Annotated in this window: 18 protein-coding genes; 11 read left to right on the top strand and 7 right to left on the bottom strand. The window is 58.3% G+C overall.

From position 1 onward, the window contains the following. Nucleotides 1-9 precede the first annotated feature (9 nt). The 9 genes from RTP97_RS06300 to RTP97_RS06340 all read left to right on the top strand — a co-directional run bounded on the left by RTP97_RS06300 (nucleotide 10) and on the right by RTP97_RS06340 (nucleotide 6,559). Nucleotides 10-501, top strand: a complete 492-nt coding sequence (locus RTP97_RS06300; protein ID WP_312411931.1) for an arginine repressor — start codon at nucleotides 10-12, stop codon at nucleotides 499-501. A gap of 86 nt (nucleotides 502-587) precedes the next feature. After that, entirely contained in the window at nucleotides 588-734 is a 147-nt protein-coding gene (locus RTP97_RS06305; RefSeq protein ID WP_174435470.1) for a pyrBI operon leader peptide, read from the top strand. Beyond that, complete coding sequence (gene pyrB, locus RTP97_RS06310; protein ID WP_312411933.1) at nucleotides 727-1,659, top strand: aspartate carbamoyltransferase; 933 nt, start codon at nucleotides 727-729, stop codon at nucleotides 1,657-1,659. Before RTP97_RS06305 ends, pyrB begins: the two co-directional genes overlap by 8 nt. Nucleotides 1,660-1,676: 17 nt before the next feature. Continuing rightward, nucleotides 1,677-2,138 carry an aspartate carbamoyltransferase regulatory subunit gene (gene pyrI / locus RTP97_RS06315; RefSeq protein ID WP_312411935.1) on the top strand — a complete coding sequence of 154 codons (462 nt, stop codon included), beginning with the start codon at nucleotides 1,677-1,679 and terminating at the stop codon, nucleotides 2,136-2,138. Nucleotides 2,139-2,232: 94 nt separating this feature from the next. Continuing rightward, the gene (gene ridA / locus RTP97_RS06320) at nucleotides 2,233-2,619 is read left to right on the top strand and encodes a 2-iminobutanoate/2-iminopropanoate deaminase (protein ID WP_312411937.1); all 387 of its coding nucleotides are present in this window, start codon (nucleotides 2,233-2,235) and stop codon (nucleotides 2,617-2,619) included. Nucleotides 2,620-2,691: 72 nt separating this feature from the next. Further along, nucleotides 2,692-3,144 carry a transposase gene (locus tag RTP97_RS06325; RefSeq protein WP_312411940.1) on the top strand — a complete coding sequence of 151 codons (453 nt, stop codon included), beginning with the start codon at nucleotides 2,692-2,694 and terminating at the stop codon, nucleotides 3,142-3,144. Nucleotides 3,145-3,385: 241 nt separating this feature from the next. Then, complete coding sequence (gene nrdD, locus RTP97_RS06330; protein WP_312411943.1) at nucleotides 3,386-5,524, top strand: anaerobic ribonucleoside-triphosphate reductase; 2,139 nt, start codon at nucleotides 3,386-3,388, stop codon at nucleotides 5,522-5,524. Continuing rightward, nucleotides 5,524-5,988: an anaerobic ribonucleoside-triphosphate reductase-activating protein gene (nrdG, locus tag RTP97_RS06335; protein ID WP_312411945.1), complete on the top strand. Its 465-nt coding sequence runs from the start codon at nucleotides 5,524-5,526 to the stop codon at nucleotides 5,986-5,988. The genes nrdD and nrdG overlap by 1 nt, the downstream gene beginning before the upstream one ends. A 136-nt stretch (nucleotides 5,989-6,124) precedes the next feature. Continuing rightward, a complete protein-coding gene (locus RTP97_RS06340) occupies nucleotides 6,125-6,559 on the top strand; it encodes a hypothetical protein (RefSeq protein ID WP_312411947.1) in 435 nt (144 codons plus the stop codon). A 35-nt stretch (nucleotides 6,560-6,594) separates the two neighbouring features. Here the strand turns inward: RTP97_RS06340 and cybC are convergent, their stop codons facing one another. Both cybC and pmbA read right to left on the bottom strand, forming a co-directional pair. Further along, nucleotides 6,595-6,984 (bottom strand): cytochrome b562, encoded by a 390-nt coding sequence (cybC, locus tag RTP97_RS06345; RefSeq protein WP_312411949.1) that lies wholly within the window; start codon nucleotides 6,982-6,984, stop codon nucleotides 6,595-6,597. Between the two features lie 32 nt (nucleotides 6,985-7,016). Next, nucleotides 7,017-8,369 carry a metalloprotease PmbA gene (gene pmbA, locus RTP97_RS06350; RefSeq protein ID WP_312411952.1) on the bottom strand — a complete coding sequence of 451 codons (1,353 nt, stop codon included), beginning with the start codon at nucleotides 8,367-8,369 and terminating at the stop codon, nucleotides 7,017-7,019. A 94-nt stretch (nucleotides 8,370-8,463) separates the two neighbouring features. Between pmbA and yjgA the strand changes: the two genes are divergently transcribed. Further along, nucleotides 8,464-9,015, top strand: coding sequence for a ribosome biogenesis factor YjgA (gene yjgA / locus RTP97_RS06355; RefSeq protein ID WP_312229483.1), 552 nt, complete (start codon nucleotides 8,464-8,466; stop codon nucleotides 9,013-9,015). A 44-nt stretch (nucleotides 9,016-9,059) separates the two neighbouring features. On the opposite strand, the gene mpl is transcribed toward yjgA, so the two are convergent. After that, nucleotides 9,060-10,418, bottom strand: coding sequence for a UDP-N-acetylmuramate:L-alanyl-gamma-D-glutamyl-meso-diaminopimelate ligase (gene mpl, locus RTP97_RS06360; protein WP_312411956.1), 1,359 nt, complete (start codon nucleotides 10,416-10,418; stop codon nucleotides 9,060-9,062). Nucleotides 10,419-10,590: 172 nt separating this feature from the next. Here mpl and fbp point away from each other — a divergent pair, with 172 nt between their 5' ends. After that, nucleotides 10,591-11,589: a class 1 fructose-bisphosphatase gene (gene fbp / locus RTP97_RS06365; RefSeq protein WP_312411959.1), complete on the top strand. Its 999-nt coding sequence runs from the start codon at nucleotides 10,591-10,593 to the stop codon at nucleotides 11,587-11,589. A gap of 44 nt (nucleotides 11,590-11,633) precedes the next feature. Here fbp and RTP97_RS06370 read toward each other — a convergent pair whose 3' ends face one another. The 4 genes from RTP97_RS06370 to ytfR form a co-directional block, all read right to left on the bottom strand. Then, nucleotides 11,634-13,199: a methyl-accepting chemotaxis protein gene (locus tag RTP97_RS06370; protein ID WP_312411962.1), complete on the bottom strand. Its 1,566-nt coding sequence runs from the start codon at nucleotides 13,197-13,199 to the stop codon at nucleotides 11,634-11,636. 109 nt (nucleotides 13,200-13,308) lie between these two features. Continuing rightward, on the bottom strand, nucleotides 13,309-14,310 hold the full coding sequence (gene yjfF, locus RTP97_RS06375; protein WP_312411969.1) for a galactofuranose ABC transporter, permease protein YjfF: 1,002 nt from the start codon (nucleotides 14,308-14,310) through the stop codon (nucleotides 13,309-13,311). Continuing rightward, nucleotides 14,297-15,322, bottom strand: a complete 1,026-nt coding sequence (gene ytfT, locus RTP97_RS06380; protein WP_312411971.1) for a galactofuranose ABC transporter, ATP-binding protein YtfT — start codon at nucleotides 15,320-15,322, stop codon at nucleotides 14,297-14,299. Before ytfT ends, yjfF begins: the two co-directional genes overlap by 14 nt. Before the next feature lie 10 nt (nucleotides 15,323-15,332). After that, a complete protein-coding gene (gene ytfR / locus RTP97_RS06385) occupies nucleotides 15,333-16,835 on the bottom strand; it encodes a galactofuranose ABC transporter, ATP-binding protein YtfR (protein ID WP_312411973.1) in 1,503 nt (500 codons plus the stop codon). Between the last annotated feature and the right edge of the window lie 35 nt (nucleotides 16,836-16,870).

Here is a 16,870-nt window from a genome sequence, read left to right on the forward strand (position 1 = left end):
GTAAAGAGTATGAAGGAATACCGCGACTGCTCTACCAAAGAACAGCAGCAGCTTGCCGTCTGTCAGCGCCTGGTGACCGAGAAGAGCTATCTGTCGCAGGAGGCGATCCGCCGGGATCTCCAGCGGCACGGCTTTGACGCCATCAGCCAGTCCACGGTGTCGCGCCTGCTGAAGCTGCTGGGCATTATTAAGATCCGCAATGCCAAGGGACAGCGTATCTATGCCCTCAATCCCCAGCTGCGACCGACACCGGATGCCGCCCGCTGCCTCTCCGAGATGGTGGTGAACGTCGAGCACAATCGCGAGTTTATTCTTATTCATACCGCTGCGGGATACGGGCGAGCGGTGGCCCGTATTCTCGACTACCACGCTCTGCCGGAGATCCTTGGCGTGGTAGCAGGCAGCAGCATCGTCTGGGTAGCCCCGCGCGATGTGCAGCGTACCCCACAGGTGTACAGGCGTGTTAACTATCTACTAAAAATGCATTTATATGCAAAATAACCGTTTGCTTCTGATAAATAGCGCATCGATCCCTTGATTCGCCTTATGAGCTGAGTATAATCGCGGACAATTTGCCGGGAGGAAGCATGGTCAAGTCCGTTCGACACACTGTCTCACCGCGCCTGAAAGAGGGCGCTGGCCTGCCGTTTTTCTTCCCAATGCTCACCTATTTCTATAGCCCCTCTTTTGAGGGGCTTTTTTTTGCGCAGACGTCAGGAGATAACCATGGCTAATCCGCTCTATCAGAAACATATCATTTCCATAAACGATCTCAGCCGCGAAGAACTGGAACAGGTGCTGGAGACCGCTGCCAGCCTGAAGGCTAACCCGCAGCCGGAGCTGCTGAAGCACAAGGTGATCGCCAGCTGCTTCTTTGAAGCCTCTACCCGCACCCGCCTGTCGTTTGAGACTGCGATGCACCGCCTGGGCGCAAGCGTTGTCGGCTTCTCCGACAGCAGCAACACCTCGCTGGGCAAGAAAGGCGAGACCCTGGCAGATACCATCTCCGTTATCAGTACCTACGTTGACGCCATCGTGATGCGTCATCCGCAGGAGGGCGCGGCGCGGCTGGCCACCGAGTTCTCCGGCGGCATTCCGGTGCTGAACGCGGGGGACGGTGCAAACCAGCACCCGACCCAGACTCTGCTCGATCTCTTTACCATTCAGGAGACCCAGGGCCGACTGGAGAATCTCAACATCGCGATGGTGGGTGACCTCAAGTATGGTCGCACCGTCCACTCGCTGGCCCAGGCGCTGGCGAAGTTCAACGGCAACCGCTTCCTGTTTATTGCTCCTGATGCGCTGGCGATGCCGCAGTACATCCTCGATATGCTGGATGAACGCGGGATTGCCTGGAGCCAGCACGCCAGCATTGAAGAGGTGATCCCGGAGGTGGATATCCTCTATATGACCCGCGTACAGAAAGAGCGTCTGGATCCGTCCGAATACGCCAACGTGAAGGCGCAGTTTGTCCTGCGCGCCAGCGACCTGCACAGCGCCCGCGAGAATATGAAGGTGCTGCATCCGCTGCCGCGCGTCGATGAGATTGCCACCGACGTAGATAAGACGCCGCACGCCTGGTACTTCCAGCAGGCTGGCAACGGTATCTATGCGCGTCAGGCGCTGCTGGCGCTGGTGCTCAACCGCGATTTGGCCTAAGAGAGGGGGAAAACGAGATGACACACGACAATAAACTGCAGGTCGAAGCGATCAAGTGCGGCACGGTGATTGACCATATTCCGGCCCAGGTGGGCTTTAAGCTCCTGACCCTGTTTAAGCTGACCGAAACCGATCAGCGGATCACCATCGGCCTGAACCTGCCCTCGGGTGAGATGGGCCGCAAGGATCTGATTAAGATTGAAAACACCTTCCTTACCGACGAGCAGGTTAATCAGCTGGCGCTCTACGCCCCACACGCCACGGTAAACCGCATCGACGACTATGAGGTAGTAGGCAAATCGCGGCCTAACCTGCCGGCGCGCATCGAGGCGGTGCTGATCTGCCCCAACAGCAACTGCATCAGCCATGCCGAGCCGGTGTTCTCTAGCTTTGCGGTGAAACAGCGCGCCAATGACATCGCCCTGAAGTGCAAATATTGTGAAAAAGAGTTCTCCCATACGGTGGTGCTGGCGAACTAAGCATTAACAAACATCATCTAATTCAGATTGGTCATCCCCTCCGCGCTGCCTATAATGGCGCGGAACCTCACTACCATTCGCTTCAGGAGAAATGATGACAAAAATTATCGCGACGGAAAATGCACCGGCAGCCATTGGTCCTTATGTTCAGGCGGTCGATCTCGGCAGCATGATCCTCACCTCCGGTCAGATCCCGGTCGATCCAAAAACTGGCAGCGTGCCGGACGATATCGCCGCTCAGGCGCGCCAGTCGCTGGAGAACGTGAAGGCTATCGTTGAAGCCGCAGGCCTGAAGGTAGGCAACATTGTTAAGACTACGGTATTCGTGAAGGATCTGAACGACTTCGCTACCGTTAACGCGACCTACGAAGCGTTCTTTAATGAGCATCAGGCGGCCTTCCCGGCGCGTTCCTGCGTGGAAGTGGCCCGTCTGCCGAAAGACGTGAAGATCGAGATCGAAGCGATCGCCGTGCGTCGTTAATCGTCCGTGCAGCGCCGGGCGGCGCAATGACGCCCGGCTCTACGCCTCCTGCCCAGCCAGAGAAGAACGTTAATGGCAAAAGCACGTTTTACCGCTGAGCAAATTGCCGACTTTCTTTACCAGTCCAAAAACGGCGTGCCCGACAAGCTACTGTGCGAGCAATATGGGTTCAGCATAAGCACGCTTCGCCGTTGGCAAGCGTTACACGCTGATGGTATCAGGCGTGAGTTAAAACAGGCAGAGTCTAACGCCGGTAGGGTCTTTTTGGGCACGATTGCTGTTGCCCTGCTACTGACCCTTGCCCTCTCTAAATCTATCGGCGCGCTGATTATTCCCCTGTTCCTGCTCTACTGCCTTCACTATATCCGCCGCTTTCGCGCTATATCGGCAAAACACATTAAACCAGAAAATACCTCTCTCGCCCGCTATGGCTTAGGAGCAAATAATGCGTTTTACCAGTTTTGCTGGATCATAATCGTTCTGATTATCTGCGCCCTCGGATACGGTATTGTGCAACTGGTCTGAAAATAGTTACGTTAACATCACTCTGCCAGAACGAATTTCACTCTATAACATTTACATTTCCCTCAGTGCCCGTCTCTCATACGCTCCCCGTTTTACCTTGTCCTGCGTCAATAAAATCGCAAACTTGTTTGATGCAAATCACTATATGTAGCACTTAAAATGCCGTCCCGGCGCTACATATTGTAGTAATCGTCTACTATTCCAACACTGCCGTGGATAACATTTTAACTATGGAGAGATCATGACCCCGCATGTGATGAAGCGAGATGGCTGTAAGGTACAGTTCAAATCAGAGCGTATTCGGGAAGCGATTCTGCGCGCCGCCGCTGCGGCGGGCGTTGAGGATGCCGACTATTGCGCTACCGTCGCAGAGGTGGTCAGAGAGCAGATGCAGGCGCGATCGCAGGTAGACATCAGCGAGATCCAGACGGCGGTGGAAAACCAGCTGATGTCCGGTCCCTACAAGCAGCTGGCCCGGGCCTATATCGAGTATCGTCACGATCGCGATATCTCCCGGGAGAAGCGCGGCCGCCTGAATCAGGAGATCCGCGGCCTGGTGGAGCAGACCAACTCCGCCCTGCTCAATGAGAACGCCAACAAAGACAGCAAGGTGATCCCGACCCAGCGCGACCTGCTGGCCGGTATCGTCGCCAAACATTACGCCCGTCAGCACCTGCTGCCGCGTGACGTAGTGCTGGCCCACGAGCGCGGAGATATCCACTACCACGATCTCGACTACTCCCCCTTTTTCCCAATGTTCAACTGCATGCTTATCGACCTGAAAGGGATGCTGACCCAGGGCTTCAAGATGGGCAACGCCGAGATCGAACCACCGAAGTCTATCTCTACCGCCACGGCGGTGACCGCGCAGATCATCGCCCAGGTTGCCAGCCACATCTACGGCGGCACCACCATCAACCGTATCGATGAGGTGCTGGCCCCGTTCGTCACCGAGAGCTTCAATAAGCACCGTGAGATTGCCGAGGCGTGGCAGATCCCCGACGCCGACGGCTACGCCCGCTCCCGCACCGAGAAAGAGTGCTACGACGCCTTCCAGTCGCTGGAATATGAGGTGAATACCCTGCACACCGCCAACGGCCAGACGCCCTTTGTCACCTTCGGTTTTGGACTGGGCACCCGCTGGGAGTCACGTCTGATCCAGCAATCGATTCTGCGCAACCGCATTGCCGGCCTCGGTAAAAACCGCAAAACGGCGGTGTTCCCGAAGCTGGTGTTCGCCATCCGCGATGGGCTAAACCACAAGCCTGGCGACGCCAACTACGATATCAAGCAGCTGGCGCTGGAGTGCGCGAGCAAGCGCATGTACCCGGATATCCTCAACTACGACCAGGTGGTGAAGGTGACCGGCTCCTTTAAAACGCCGATGGGCTGCCGCAGCTTCCTCGGCGTCTATGAAGATGAGAACGGGGAGCAGATCCACGACGGGCGCAACAACCTCGGCGTCATCAGCCTGAACCTGCCGCGCATCGCCCTGGAGGCGAAAGGCAACGAGGCGGCGTTCTGGACGCTGCTCGATGAACGTCTGGCGCTGGCACGCAAGGCATTGATGACCCGTATCGCCCGCCTCGAAGGGGTAAAGGCCCGCGTGGCCCCTATTCTCTATATGGAGGGGGCGTGCGGCGTGCGGCTGAAGGCCGACGACGAGATCTCTTCCATCTTTAAAAACGGTCGTGCGTCGATTTCGCTGGGCTATATCGGCATTCACGAAACCATTAACGCCCTGTTTGGCGACACGCATATGTACGACAGCGAGACGCTGCGCGCCAAAGGTATCGCTATCGTCGAGCGGATGCGCCAGGCGGTAGAGCAGTGGAAAGAGGAGACCGGGTACGGCTTTAGCCTCTACAGCACGCCGAGTGAAAATCTCTGCGATCGCTTCTGCCGTCTCGATACCGCCGAGTTCGGCGTGGTGCCGGGCGTCACCGATAAGGGCTACTACACCAACAGCTTCCACCTCGACGTTGAGAAGAAGGTTAACCCCTACGACAAGATTGACTTTGAAGCGCCCTACCCACCGTTAGCCAATGGCGGCTTTATCTGTTACGGCGAGTATCCAAACATCCAGCACAACCTGAAGGCGCTGGAGGATGTCTGGGATTACAGCTACCAGCACGTGCCCTACTACGGCACCAATACGCCGATCGATGAGTGCTACGAGTGCGGCTTTACCGGCGAGTTCGCGTGCACCAGCAAAGGCTTTACCTGCCCGAAATGCGGCAACCACGATGCCGCCCGCGTCTCGGTGACCCGCCGCGTCTGCGGCTATTTAGGCAGCCCGGATGCACGCCCGTTCAACGCTGGCAAACAGGAAGAGGTTAAGCGCCGCGTCAAGCATTTGGGCAACGGGCAGCTTGGGTAATGCGTTACCACCAATATTACCCTGTCGATATTGTCAACGGCCCCGGTACGCGCTGCACGCTATTCGTCTCGGGGTGCGTGCACGAATGTGTCGGCTGCTATAACAAGAGCACCTGGCGGCTCCACTCCGGCAAGCCGTTTACTATTGAGATGGAAGACCAGATTATTCGCGATCTCAACGATACGCGGATCAAACGCCAGGGCATTTCGCTCTCCGGCGGCGATCCGCTCCATCCCGAAAACGTGCCGGATATTCTCCGGCTGGTGCAGCGTATTCGCGCGGAGTGCCCTGGAAAGGATATCTGGGTCTGGACCGGCTATAAGATGGATGAATTGAACCGCGATCAGATGGCCGTCGTCGATCTGATTAACGTGCTTATTGACGGTAAGTTTATGCAAGACCTGAAAGATCCGATGCTGATCTGGCGCGGCAGCAGCAATCAGGTTGTTCACTACCTGCGCTAAGCTGGCGCAGGCTTTTATTAAATCATTTCCCGCTATTGCCGATAACTTTTCTGTCTCGTTTACCCAACGCAGATGTAGTCACCTCCCCTGGGGATCCCGTTCCCCTGCGTTTCGCACAGCATAGTATTTTTCGGAGATGATGATGAATAGCATAGAAAAAATAAGCGCCGTCAGTGCGCAGGGTGATTCGCATTTATCTAACGGCGATAACCCATCCACTCTGCTAAATAACAGCAAATTAGCAGAGATTAATAGCGATAATAATACGACTCCTTCTGACGACAGCAGCACGAAGATTACGCTGACGTCTAAAACGCAGGATGAGATCGATCAACAGCAGCAGATAAAAAAAGAGGAGATAAAGAAGACCGACTATACGATGGAATTAACCGGTATTCCGCTGTATGGCGGCCGTCTCATCTCAGTCACTAAATACCCAAACGGCAGCGAAGAGATTATTGACACCCTGTCCGGGCAGCGAATAACGCGGCAGGATCTGCAGCAGGCTATTTCCCCGGCGGAGGTAAAGGTCGTCGAGGCCAATAATAACCCTGATAGCGGAGTGGAATAAAACAGGCAAGGCGGGAGGTGACTCCCGCCGTTATATTAGCGGAACTTCTTGTGATAGGTATTGCGGGTGGTTTTAAACTCTTCCGCTGCCGCCTGCGCCTCTTTAACCTTACCGGCGTTGGCGAGCTGCAGCGCGCCGTCAATCTGACCAACCAGAATATCAAACCCGTGACGGAAGTCCTTCATCTCCGGGCTGTCCGGCGCTTTATCTTCCATTTTCGGTGGGGTCGCTTTCTGCGCGTCCAGCGCGGCGGTGCGCATCTTGGTTAACGCATCCTTCATCTCTGCCGCGTCATCGGTTTTCTGTACTACTTTCAAATTGTCGTTGAGGGTCTCCATATCCTCGTCCAGATCTGCCGCAAACGCGGCAGAGGAGGCCAGAACGAAAGAGGAGACTGCTAACATCGCTAACAACGTTTTCCGCATTGCTCATGTCCTTTTATTATTTTTAAAATGGCTTACTGCCCGGCGATCTTCATCTCTGGCAGCAGCACAGAACCACACTGTATATTACTGCGTGTTTCAATATCGTTACCGATGGTCACCATATTGCGCCACATCTCTTTCAGGTTGCCAGCGATGGTAATTTCGCTCACCGGATACTGAATTTCACCGTTCTCTACCCAGAAGCCCGCCGCGCCGCGGGAGTAATCGCCGGTAATGCCGCTCACGCCCTGGCCCATCAGCTCGGTGACCACCAGCCCGGTGCCCATCTCTTTCAGCATCTGCTCGAAGCTAAGGCCCTGGCCTTTAATACGCCAGTTATGGATGCCGCCCGCGTGACCGGTGCTTTTCAGCCCCAGCTTGCGCGCCGAATAGCTGGTTAGCAGCCACTGGGTCAGGATGCCATCCTTGATTATGTCCCGGCGCTCGGTGCGCACGCCTTCGCTGTCGAACGGCGTTGAGGCCAGCCCCTTCAGCAGGTGCGGGTGCTCTTCAATGGTCAGCCACTCCGGTAGGATCTGCTTACCGAGAGAGTCCAGCAGGAAGGTCGATTTACGGTAGACCGCACCGCCGGCAATGGCCCCAACGAGGTGGCCAAACAGTCCGGTAGCTACTTCGTTGGCGAAGATCACCGGGGCTTTCATCGTCGAGAGCTTGCGCGGGGCAAGGCGTGCCAGGGTACGTCTGGCGCACTCCTCGCCGACCCAATCCGGACTCTTCAGATCTTCCATCGCACGGCCGATGGTGTAGGCGTAGTCGCGCTCCATGTCACCGTTCTCTTCCGCGATGACGCAGCTGGAGAGCGAGTGGCGGCTGGAGCTGTAGCTTTGCAGCATGCCGTGGCTGTTACCGAAGACTTTTATCCCGTAGTGGCTGTTGAAGCTGCCGCCTTCGGTATTAGTGATGCGTTTGTCCGCCTTCAACGACGCCTGCTCAGCGCGGGCGGCCAGCTCAATGGCCTCGTCCGGGGAGATCTCCGCCGGGTGGAACAGATCCAGATCCGGCGCGTCAAAGGCCAGCAGCTCGCGATCGGCGACGCCCGCAAAGGGATCCGGCGAGGTGTAGCGGGCGATATCCAGCGCCGCCTGCACGGTACGGGCGATCGCGTCCGGACTCAGGTCGGTAGACGAGGCGCTGCCCTTGCGGTTTTGATGATAAACGGTGATGCCCAGCGCACCGTCGCTATTGAATTCAACGTTCTCCACCTCACCGTAGCGGGTGCTGACGCTAATACCGGTGGTCTTCGATACCGCGACTTCCGCACCGTCTGATTTACCTGCGGCTAAGCCCAGTGCGGTGGAGACGGCCTCTTCCAGTGCTTTGCGTTGCTCTGCAACTTGTGTGATTACTTTCATCGCCAATGCCATAATGTAAGGGGAGTTTTAAAGAAGTCTAACAGAGAACCCATTCTCAGTGTGCTCCCAGGGTGTTAGTATTAGCCTCTTTTTTAAGGAGCCTGAGATGACCAAGCAGCCCGATGACTGGCTCGACGACGTACCCGGTGATGATATCAACGATGAAGATGATGAGATCATCTGGGTCAGTAAAAGTGAAATTAAGCGCGATGCGGAAGAGTTAAAACGCCTCGGCGCAGAGATGGTAGACTTGGGCAAGAACGCCCTCGACAAGATCCCGCTGGATGACGATCTGCGCGCCGCCATTGAGCTGGCGCAGCGTATCAAGAAAGAGGGCCGCCGCCGCCAGATGCAGCTGATTGGCAAACTGCTGCGCCAGCGCGATGTCGATCCGATCCGCCAGGCGCTGGACAAGCTGAAAAACCGCCATAACCAGCAGGTGGCGTTTTTCCACAAGCTGGAGCACATTCGCGATCGCCTGATCGCCGAGGGTGACGACGCGGTGCCGGAGGTGTTAAACCTGTGGCCAAACGCCGATCGCCAGCAGCTGCGTTCGCTGATCCGCAACGCGCAGAAAGAGCGCGACGGCAACAAGCCGCCGAAGTCCGCGCGTCTGATCTTCCAGTATCTGCGCGAGCTGTCGGAAGCCGAAGAGTAGTTTGTAAACGCCGGGTGGCGCTTCGCTTACCCGGCCTACAACTGCTATTTCTGCGCTAACTTGTCTAATAGCTTCTGGTGGATGCCACCAAAGCCACCGTTGCTCATCACCAGAATGTGATCCCCCGGCTGGGCGGTTTTCACAATCATATCCGCCAGCGCATCAACATCGCCATGCCAGTGGGCAGGCTGCACGCAGGCCTCTGCCACCTCCGACACCTGCCACGGAATATGCTGCGGCTGTAACAGGAAGACCTCATCGGCGCGGCCCAGCGACGGCGCCAGATCGTCCTTGCAGAGGCCCATCTTCATGGTATTTGAGCGCGGCTCCAGCACCGCAATAATGCGTGCCGTGCCGCCGACCTTGCCGCGCAGCGCGGCGAGCGTAGCCAGAATCGCGGTCGGGTGGTGGGCAAAGTCGTCGTAGACGCTGACGCCGTTGGCGGTGCCGCGCAGCTCCAGGCGGCGGCGGGCGTTCACAAAGGCGCCAAGGGCGTTGGCCGCGTCCGCAGGCGTGACGCCAACGTGGCGGGCAGCGGCAATCGCCATCAGGCCGTTATGCATGTTGTGCTCGCCGACCAGATCCCACTTCACCTGGCCCACGCGCTCGCCGTCCAGCAATACTTCCCACTCCGAGGCGTCGGTGGTGAGTTTTTTCGCCTGCCAGTGGCCCTGCTCGCCTACCAGCTCCTGCTCGCTCCAGCAGCCCATCGCCATCACCTGCTTCAGGTTGATGTCGCTCTCCGGCAGGATGATTTTGCCCTGCCCCGGCACGATGCGCACCAGGTGGTGGAACTGCTTCTGAATCGCCTTCAGGTCGTCGAAGATATCGGCGTGATCGAACTCAAGGTTGTTGAGGATCAGCGTGCGCGGCGCGTAGTGCACGAACTTGGAACGCTTATCAAAGAAGGCGCAGTCATACTCGTCGGCCTCAATCACAAAGAACGGGCTGTCGCCCAGGCGAGCAGACACATCGAAGTTGCCCGGCACGCCGCCGATCACAAAGCCTGGCTTGTAGCCGCAGGCTTCGAGGATCCAGGTCGCCATGCCCGCGGTGGTGGTTTTACCGTGGGTACCGGCTACCGCCAGCACCCAGCGGTCGCGCAGGACAAAGTCGTGCAGCCACTGCGGACCGGACATATAGGGAATGCTCTTCTCCAGCACCGCCTCAACGCATGGATTTCCCCGCGTCATGGCGTTGCCAATAATCACCAGATCCGGAGCCGGATCGAGCTGGCTGGCGTCGTAACCCTGAATTAAGGAGATGCCCTGCTTCTCCAGCAGCGTGCTCATCGGCGGATACACATTGGCGTCCGATCCCGTTACTTCATGACCTAAAGCACGCGCCAGCAGCGCCAGCCCGCCCATGAAGGTTCCACAAATTCCTAAAATATGAATGCGCATACGTCTGTCCTTCTTTTAACTGGCGCTCATATTACCCCCATGTCCGGCACAGAGAAATGCATTTAAGCGGAATCTCACTATTGCTGGCGCGATTCACCTGTGCGCATTAATTTAGATCTTTGTTAGTATTGCTACAGTCGCTTTACTCCACATTAATTGCAGGGAAAGTGTTATGAAAACGTTAGGTGAATTTATCGTCGAGAAGCAGCATGATTTTTCTCATGCTACCGGGGAACTGACCTCGCTGCTGTCGGCGATAAAGCTGGGCGCCAAAATCATCCACCGCGATATTAATAAAGCGGGGCTGGTCGATATTCTGGGGGCCAGCGGGGCCGAAAACGTGCAGGGCGAGGTACAGCAAAAGCTCGATCTGTTCGCGAATGAGAAACTGAAGGCGGCGCTACGCGCGCGGAATATCGTGGCCGGTATCGCTTCAGAGGAAGAGGACGAGATCGTTGTTTTTGACGGCTACGAGCACGCGAAGTACGTGGTTCTGATGGATCCGCTGGATGGCTCCTCCAACATTGACGTTAACGTCTCCGTTGGCACCATCTTCTCTATCTACCACCGCGTCACGCCGGTAGGCACCCCGGTCACCGTGGAAGACTTCCTGCAGCCGGGCAACAAGCAGGTCGCGGCGGGCTACGTGCTCTACGGCTCCTCGACCATTATGGTCTACACCACCGGCTGCGGCGTGCACGCCTTCACCTACGACCCTTCCCTTGGCGTTTTCGCCCTCTGCCAGGAGCGCATGCAGTTCCCTGAGCTGGGTAACACCTACTCCATTAACGAAGGCAACTACATCAAGTTCCCGCAGGGCGTGAAGAAGTACCTTAAGTTCTGCCAGGCAGAAGATAAGATCACGCACCGCCCCTACACCTCGCGCTATATCGGCTCGCTGGTGGCGGACTTCCACCGCAACCTGGTGAAGGGCGGGATCTACCTCTACCCGAGCACCGCGACCCATCCGGAAGGCAAGCTGCGTCTGCTGTACGAGTGCAACCCGATGGCCTTCCTGGCCGAGCAGGCGGGCGGCAAAGCAAGCGACGGTAAAGAGCGCATTCTGGATATCATTCCGGAGTCGCTGCACCAGCGCCGTCCGTTCTTCGTCGGTACCAAAGCGATGGTTGAGGACGTAGAGCGCTTTATGCACGAATTCCCGGACGCATAAAACGCCGTTACGCTACCCTCTCCGCCTGGAGAGGGTAAGTTGCGTTAGCCCGCGGCCTGCAGACGAAACGAAGCCATGGCGGCTAACAGTTCGCGGGACTGCTGTTCCAGCGAATGGGTCGCAGCAGAGGACTGCTGCACCAGCGCCGCATTCTGCTGGGCGGTCTCATCCATCTGGTTCACTGCAATATTCACCTGCTCAATGCCCCGGCTCTGCTCGTGGGACGCGTTAGCAATCTCCCGCATTAGCTTCGTCATGCGCGTCACTTCGCTGGCGATCTCGTCCATCGTCTCGCCGGCCTGCATCGCCAGATTGCTGCCCTCGCCAACGTGAGTCTGTGAGTCGGTAATCAGGGTACGGATCTCTTTTGCCGCATCGGCGCTGCGGCTCGCCAGGTTACGCACCTCGCCCGCGACTACGGCAAAGCCACGTCCCTGCTCTCCCGCCCGCGCCGCTTCTACCGAGGCGTTGAGGGCCAGGATATTGGTCTGGAAGGCGATACCGTCGATCACGCTAAGAATATCGGCGATGCGTGCCGAACTGCCGGAGATGTCCTGCATCTTCTCAATCACATAGCAGACCATTTCGCTGCCGCGGTCGGCGGTGTCAGAGACCGTCTTCGCCAGCTGGTGTGCCTGCTCGGCGTTGGCGGCGTTCTGCTTCACCGTGGCGGTGATCTGCTCCATGCTGGCGGCAGTCTGCTCAAGGGAGGAGGCGGTGGACTCAGTGCGCTGGGCCAGATCGACGTTGCCTGCGGTCAGCTCCCGGCTGCCGGTATCGATCTGGGCGCTGGCGTCGCGAACGCGGGTTACCGAACTCACCAGCGCGTGGCGCATGTTCTCAATCGCAGCGTTAAGGCGGGAGAACTCCTTGCTGGCAGCATCGGCCTGGGTGGGCGTCAGGTTACCCGCCGCCACCTGCTCCAGCTGCTGAATAGAGACATCCAGCGGCTTGAGCAGCATATGGCGCAGCGCCAGCCACGCCAGCACAATCATCCCGGCGGTCACCAGCGCGGCAATGACGATAAGCGCCATCACCCGTTTTTTACTCGTCTGCACCGCGTCCACTTCCGCCTTGCCGCGCGCTTCGCCCCACGTCAGGAACGCCTGCATATCGTTATCAAACTGGCGCGATACCGGCACCAGCTGATTCTCCAGCAGGGAGTAGTAGTCATCCGCGCTCTGCTGGTTGAGCGCCGTCAGCATCGGAACGATGCCCTGGGTATTGTAGGCCTGGTAGCTTTTGGCCACCGCCGCCAGCAGGGCCTGACCGCTCTTGTCCTCAACGCCAGCGTCGATGGTCGCCTGCAACCCTTTCTGGGCCTGCGCGACCTCGCTATTGATATTTTTTACCGACTTGCCCGCGTCGTCTAACAGCCCGACCTCCATCATGCGCACCGCCTGCCCGGCCTCGTTGCGCGCGCGTAGGATCAGGGTATAGCCCTCGTTGAGGCGCGCCATCTGCTCACCCTGAAGGTGATTAATACGCTGTAGCGAGGAGGAGCTTTGGCTCAGGGCATAAATACCCATGCCGCTGACCAGAAGGAGGAGTAACGTCATGACGGCCAGCAGAGAGAGCAGGCCTGTGCGAATCGAAAGCGTTCTAAGCATGATGGCGATCCCGGTAGCAGAGAGACTTCGTAGCGTGAATAGTGCTGATTCGAACAGTTATCGACCGCTACCGGGAAAGCTTTAGCTATTTTTTAACCATATCAAAAAGTTATGGCTTCGTTGCCGGAATGCTCACCCGCGTTACCGGAGAGTTCTGGCGGTTCTCCCACAGCACCGTCAGGCCGCGTTGCAGGGCAATAAAGATAAACAGCAGAATGCCGATGGCGATTTTAGTCCACCATGAGCTGAGCGTGCCGTCGAAGTTAATGTAGGTCTGGATCAGTCCCTGGATCGCCACGCCAAACAGCGTGCCTAATACGGTGCCCACGCCGCCGCTGAGCAGGGTGCCGCCAATCACCACCGAGGCGATGGCGTCCAGCTCTACCCCTACCCCCGCGAGGGCATAGCCCGCCTGGGTGTAGATGGAGAAGACGATCCCCGCCAGCGTCGCCAGTCCGGTAGAGAGCATATAGATACGAATTGTGGTGCTGCGGGTGGAGATGCCCATCAGGTTGGCCGAGGTGGCGCTGCCGCCGATGGCATAGACCTGGTTACCAAAGCGCGTGCGGTGGGCGAGGAAGATACCTATCACCACCACGGCCAGCATCAGCAGCCCCATCGCGCTCAGGCGACCGCCGCCGGGAATTTTCCACGCCAGGCTGGAGAGAGTGTCGTAGATCGGGTGGTTAATCGGAATCGACTCCTCAGAGACCAGGTAGCTGACGCCGCGCAGGAAGAACATGCCGGCGAGAGTGATGATAAACGCCGGGATCTTCAGGGCGTCGATCAGCAGGCCCATAAAGGCACCGAAGGCGCAGCCCATCACCAGCACCAGCGGGAAGGCCAGCAGGGGCGAGATCCCCCAGAAGCCGATTGCCTTTGCCAGAAAGACGCCGGTAAAGGCGATCACCGACCCCACCGACAGGTCGATGCCGCCGGAGAGGATCACAAAGGTCATGCCGACAGCGATGATCCCCAGAAAGGCGTTATCGGTCAGAATATTGCAGATGACCCGCGTCGAGGCAAAGCCGGGGAACTGGGTCAGGCAGTAGAGATAGCCGAGAACGAACACGCCGAGCGTGATCATTAGCGGCAGGTTACGTTTTATCATGACCACGGCTCCTCTTAATCAGGTCGATAAAGCGCGGCGACTGTACAATCAGTACGCACATCACGACGACGGCCTTCACGACCTGGTTCAGCTCCGGCGGGAAGCCTGACAGCAGGATCCCGGTATTCATCCCCTGGATAATTAGCGCCCCTACCACCGACAGCAGCAGGTTGAAGCGTCCGCCCATCAGCGATGCACCGCCGATCACTACCGCGAGGATGGCGTCCAGCTCCAGCCACAGCCCGGCGTTGTTGGCATCTGCCCCGCGGATATCCGCCGTAACGATAATGCCCGCAATGGCGGCACAGATGCCGCTCAGCACGTAGGTCAGCATTACCACTACCCGGGTATTCACCCCGGCGTTTTTCGCCGCACGAATGTTGATCCCCACCGCTTCGATAAACATGCCCAGCGCCGTCTTGCGGGTAAAGAGCCAGAAAACAACCAGCGTTATTAGGGCGATCATCACCGGCGTCGGGAAGAGCAGCAGCGAACCGCTGCCGAGCCAGGAGAGACTGGGCGCGTTGAAGGTGACGATCTGCCCGGAGGTGATCAGCTGCGCCACCCCGCGCCCGGCAACCATCAATATCAGCGTGGCAACGAAGGGCTGGATCTTGAGAATGGCCACCAGCACGCCGTTCCACAGCCCGGCCAGCACGCCGCTGCCAAGCGCCGCCAGCAGCACAATCGGCAGGCTGTGACCGGCCACGGTCATCGAGGCCGCCGTCGCCCCGGCAATGGCCATAATGGCCCCCACGGAGAGATCGATCCCGCCGGTGGCGATCACCAGCGTCATGCCGATCGCCAGCAGCGCGACCGGTGCGGCACGGTTAAGAATGTCGATGGGGCTGCCGAACAGCCGCCCATCCTGCAGAACGATCTGGAAAAAATGCGGCGCAACCAGGCTGTCAGCCACCAGCACCAGGATTAGCGCAAGCAGCTGCGGCATACCCATCGGCCAGCTTATGCGCCGCTTCGGCTGGCCGGTTTGCGGAAGGGAACGGGGCATCACACTCTACTCCTTATGCCGCAATGGCATTCATGATTGCCGGAACCGACAGCTCCGCGAGCGGGATCTCTGCCACCTGCTTGCGGTCGCGCATGATGATCACCCGATCGGCATAGCCGACCAGCTCCTCCAGCTCGGAGGAGATCACCAGCAGCGCTAAGCCGTCGGCGCACAGGGTTTCGATAAGCCGGATGATTTCGGCATGCGCCCCTACGTCGATGCCACGTGTCGGCTCGTCGAGGATCAGGAACTGGGGTTTGGTCAGCAGCCAGCGGGAGAGCAACACCTTCTGCTGGTTGCCGCCGGAGAGAAACTCAATCGGTTGCTCGGCGCTGGGGGTGCGAATACCCAGCTGGCGAATAAAGCGCTCGGCGATCTCGTTCTGCTCCCGGCGAGGAATAGGCCGCAGCCAGCCGCGCTGGGCCTGCAGAGCGAGAACGATATTCTCCCGCACCGAGGCCGCGGCGATAATGCCGTCGGTTTTGCGATCCTCCGGACAGAAGCCGATCCCCAGGCATGACGCCTGATGCGGCGAACGCAGCGTCTGCGGCTTGCCTTTGATTGTGGCGCTACCGCTGTCGGCGGGCCTGATGCCGAAGATCACCTCCGCGGTTTCGGTCCGCCCGGAGCCTAACAGCCCGGCGAGGCCAACGATCTCACCGGGACGCACTTCGAAGCTAAAGGGCGCAATAGTTCCCTTCTTACCAAAGTCAGTAAAGGCGGCCACCGGCTTGTCGCTGAGCAGCGTCCGGCCCGCCCGTTGCAGGGCGTTGGTCTCCAGCTCGCGCCCCAGCATCATTTTTACCAGCTCAATCTGTGGCAGCTCGCGGGTCTCCCGGCAGCCAACAAAGCCGCCGTTGCGCAGGACGGTGATGCGATCGCTCACCTCATACACCTGATCGAGAAAGTGGGTGACGAAGATCAGGCTTACCCCTTGAGCGCGCAGCTGGCGCATCAGGGTGAAGAGCATCGCCACCTCCTGGGTGTCGAGGCTGGCGGTAGGCTCGTCGAGGATCAACACCTTCGCCGAGAGGTCGATAGCCCGACAGATGGCGACGATCTGCTGCATCGCCACCGAAAAGCGGTTCAGCGGCTCGCGCACGTCGAGGGAGAAGCCATAGGAGGCCATTAGCGCCGTAGCGCGCCGCTCCATCTCTTTACGTTGCAAAAAGCCAAAGCGCCGTGGTTCACGACCGATGAACAGGTTATCCGCCACCGACATGTTCGGCAGCAGGTTAACCTCCTGATAGACCGTCCCGATGCCCAACTGCTGGGCATGGGCGGTATTTTTAGGCGAGATCTCCTGCCCTTCGAGGCGGATAACGCCGCGATCGGCATGATAGACGCCGGTCAGCGCCTTGATGAGCGTCGATTTACCGGCCCCGTTTTCTCCGAGGAGGGCCATAATTTCGCCCCGGCGCAGGCTGAAGTTGACGTTATCAAGCGCCTTTACGCCGGGGAAAAATTTACTTAATCCCTCGGTAGCAAGAATTTCCTGGTGTTGGTCGGTGGTCATGATGGCCTCCCCGAAACGAACCTGATACGTGATGC

It is taken from the genome of Pseudescherichia sp., assembly GCF_031998825.1.
Classification (GTDB): Bacteria; Pseudomonadota; Gammaproteobacteria; order Enterobacterales; family Enterobacteriaceae; genus Pseudescherichia.

What these genes read in the sequence shown, in the direction of transcription:
- RTP97_RS06300 (WP_312411931.1), top strand. Translation starts at nt 10, where the DNA reads ATGAAGGAATACCGCGACTGCTCTACCAAAGAACAGCAGCAGCTTGCC.
- RTP97_RS06305 (WP_174435470.1), top strand. Translation starts at nt 588, where the DNA reads ATGGTCAAGTCCGTTCGACACACTGTCTCACCGCGCCTGAAAGAGGGC.
- pyrB (WP_312411933.1), top strand. Translation starts at nt 727, where the DNA reads ATGGCTAATCCGCTCTATCAGAAACATATCATTTCCATAAACGATCTC.
- pyrI (WP_312411935.1), top strand. Translation starts at nt 1,677, where the DNA reads ATGACACACGACAATAAACTGCAGGTCGAAGCGATCAAGTGCGGCACG.
- ridA (WP_312411937.1), top strand. Translation starts at nt 2,233, where the DNA reads ATGACAAAAATTATCGCGACGGAAAATGCACCGGCAGCCATTGGTCCT.
- RTP97_RS06325 (WP_312411940.1), top strand. Translation starts at nt 2,692, where the DNA reads ATGGCAAAAGCACGTTTTACCGCTGAGCAAATTGCCGACTTTCTTTAC.
- nrdD (WP_312411943.1), top strand. Translation starts at nt 3,386, where the DNA reads ATGACCCCGCATGTGATGAAGCGAGATGGCTGTAAGGTACAGTTCAAA.
- nrdG (WP_312411945.1), top strand. Translation starts at nt 5,524, where the DNA reads ATGCGTTACCACCAATATTACCCTGTCGATATTGTCAACGGCCCCGGT.
- RTP97_RS06340 (WP_312411947.1), top strand. Translation starts at nt 6,125, where the DNA reads ATGATGATGAATAGCATAGAAAAAATAAGCGCCGTCAGTGCGCAGGGT.
- cybC (WP_312411949.1), bottom strand. Translation starts at nt 6,984, where the DNA reads ATGCGGAAAACGTTGTTAGCGATGTTAGCAGTCTCCTCTTTCGTTCTG.
- pmbA (WP_312411952.1), bottom strand. Translation starts at nt 8,369, where the DNA reads ATGGCATTGGCGATGAAAGTAATCACACAAGTTGCAGAGCAACGCAAA.
- yjgA (WP_312229483.1), top strand. Translation starts at nt 8,464, where the DNA reads ATGACCAAGCAGCCCGATGACTGGCTCGACGACGTACCCGGTGATGAT.
- mpl (WP_312411956.1), bottom strand. Translation starts at nt 10,418, where the DNA reads ATGCGCATTCATATTTTAGGAATTTGTGGAACCTTCATGGGCGGGCTG.
- fbp (WP_312411959.1), top strand. Translation starts at nt 10,591, where the DNA reads ATGAAAACGTTAGGTGAATTTATCGTCGAGAAGCAGCATGATTTTTCT.
- RTP97_RS06370 (WP_312411962.1), bottom strand. Translation starts at nt 13,199, where the DNA reads ATGCTTAGAACGCTTTCGATTCGCACAGGCCTGCTCTCTCTGCTGGCC.
- yjfF (WP_312411969.1), bottom strand. Translation starts at nt 14,310, where the DNA reads ATGATAAAACGTAACCTGCCGCTAATGATCACGCTCGGCGTGTTCGTT.
- ytfR (WP_312411973.1), bottom strand. Translation starts at nt 16,835, where the DNA reads ATGACCACCGACCAACACCAGGAAATTCTTGCTACCGAGGGATTAAGT.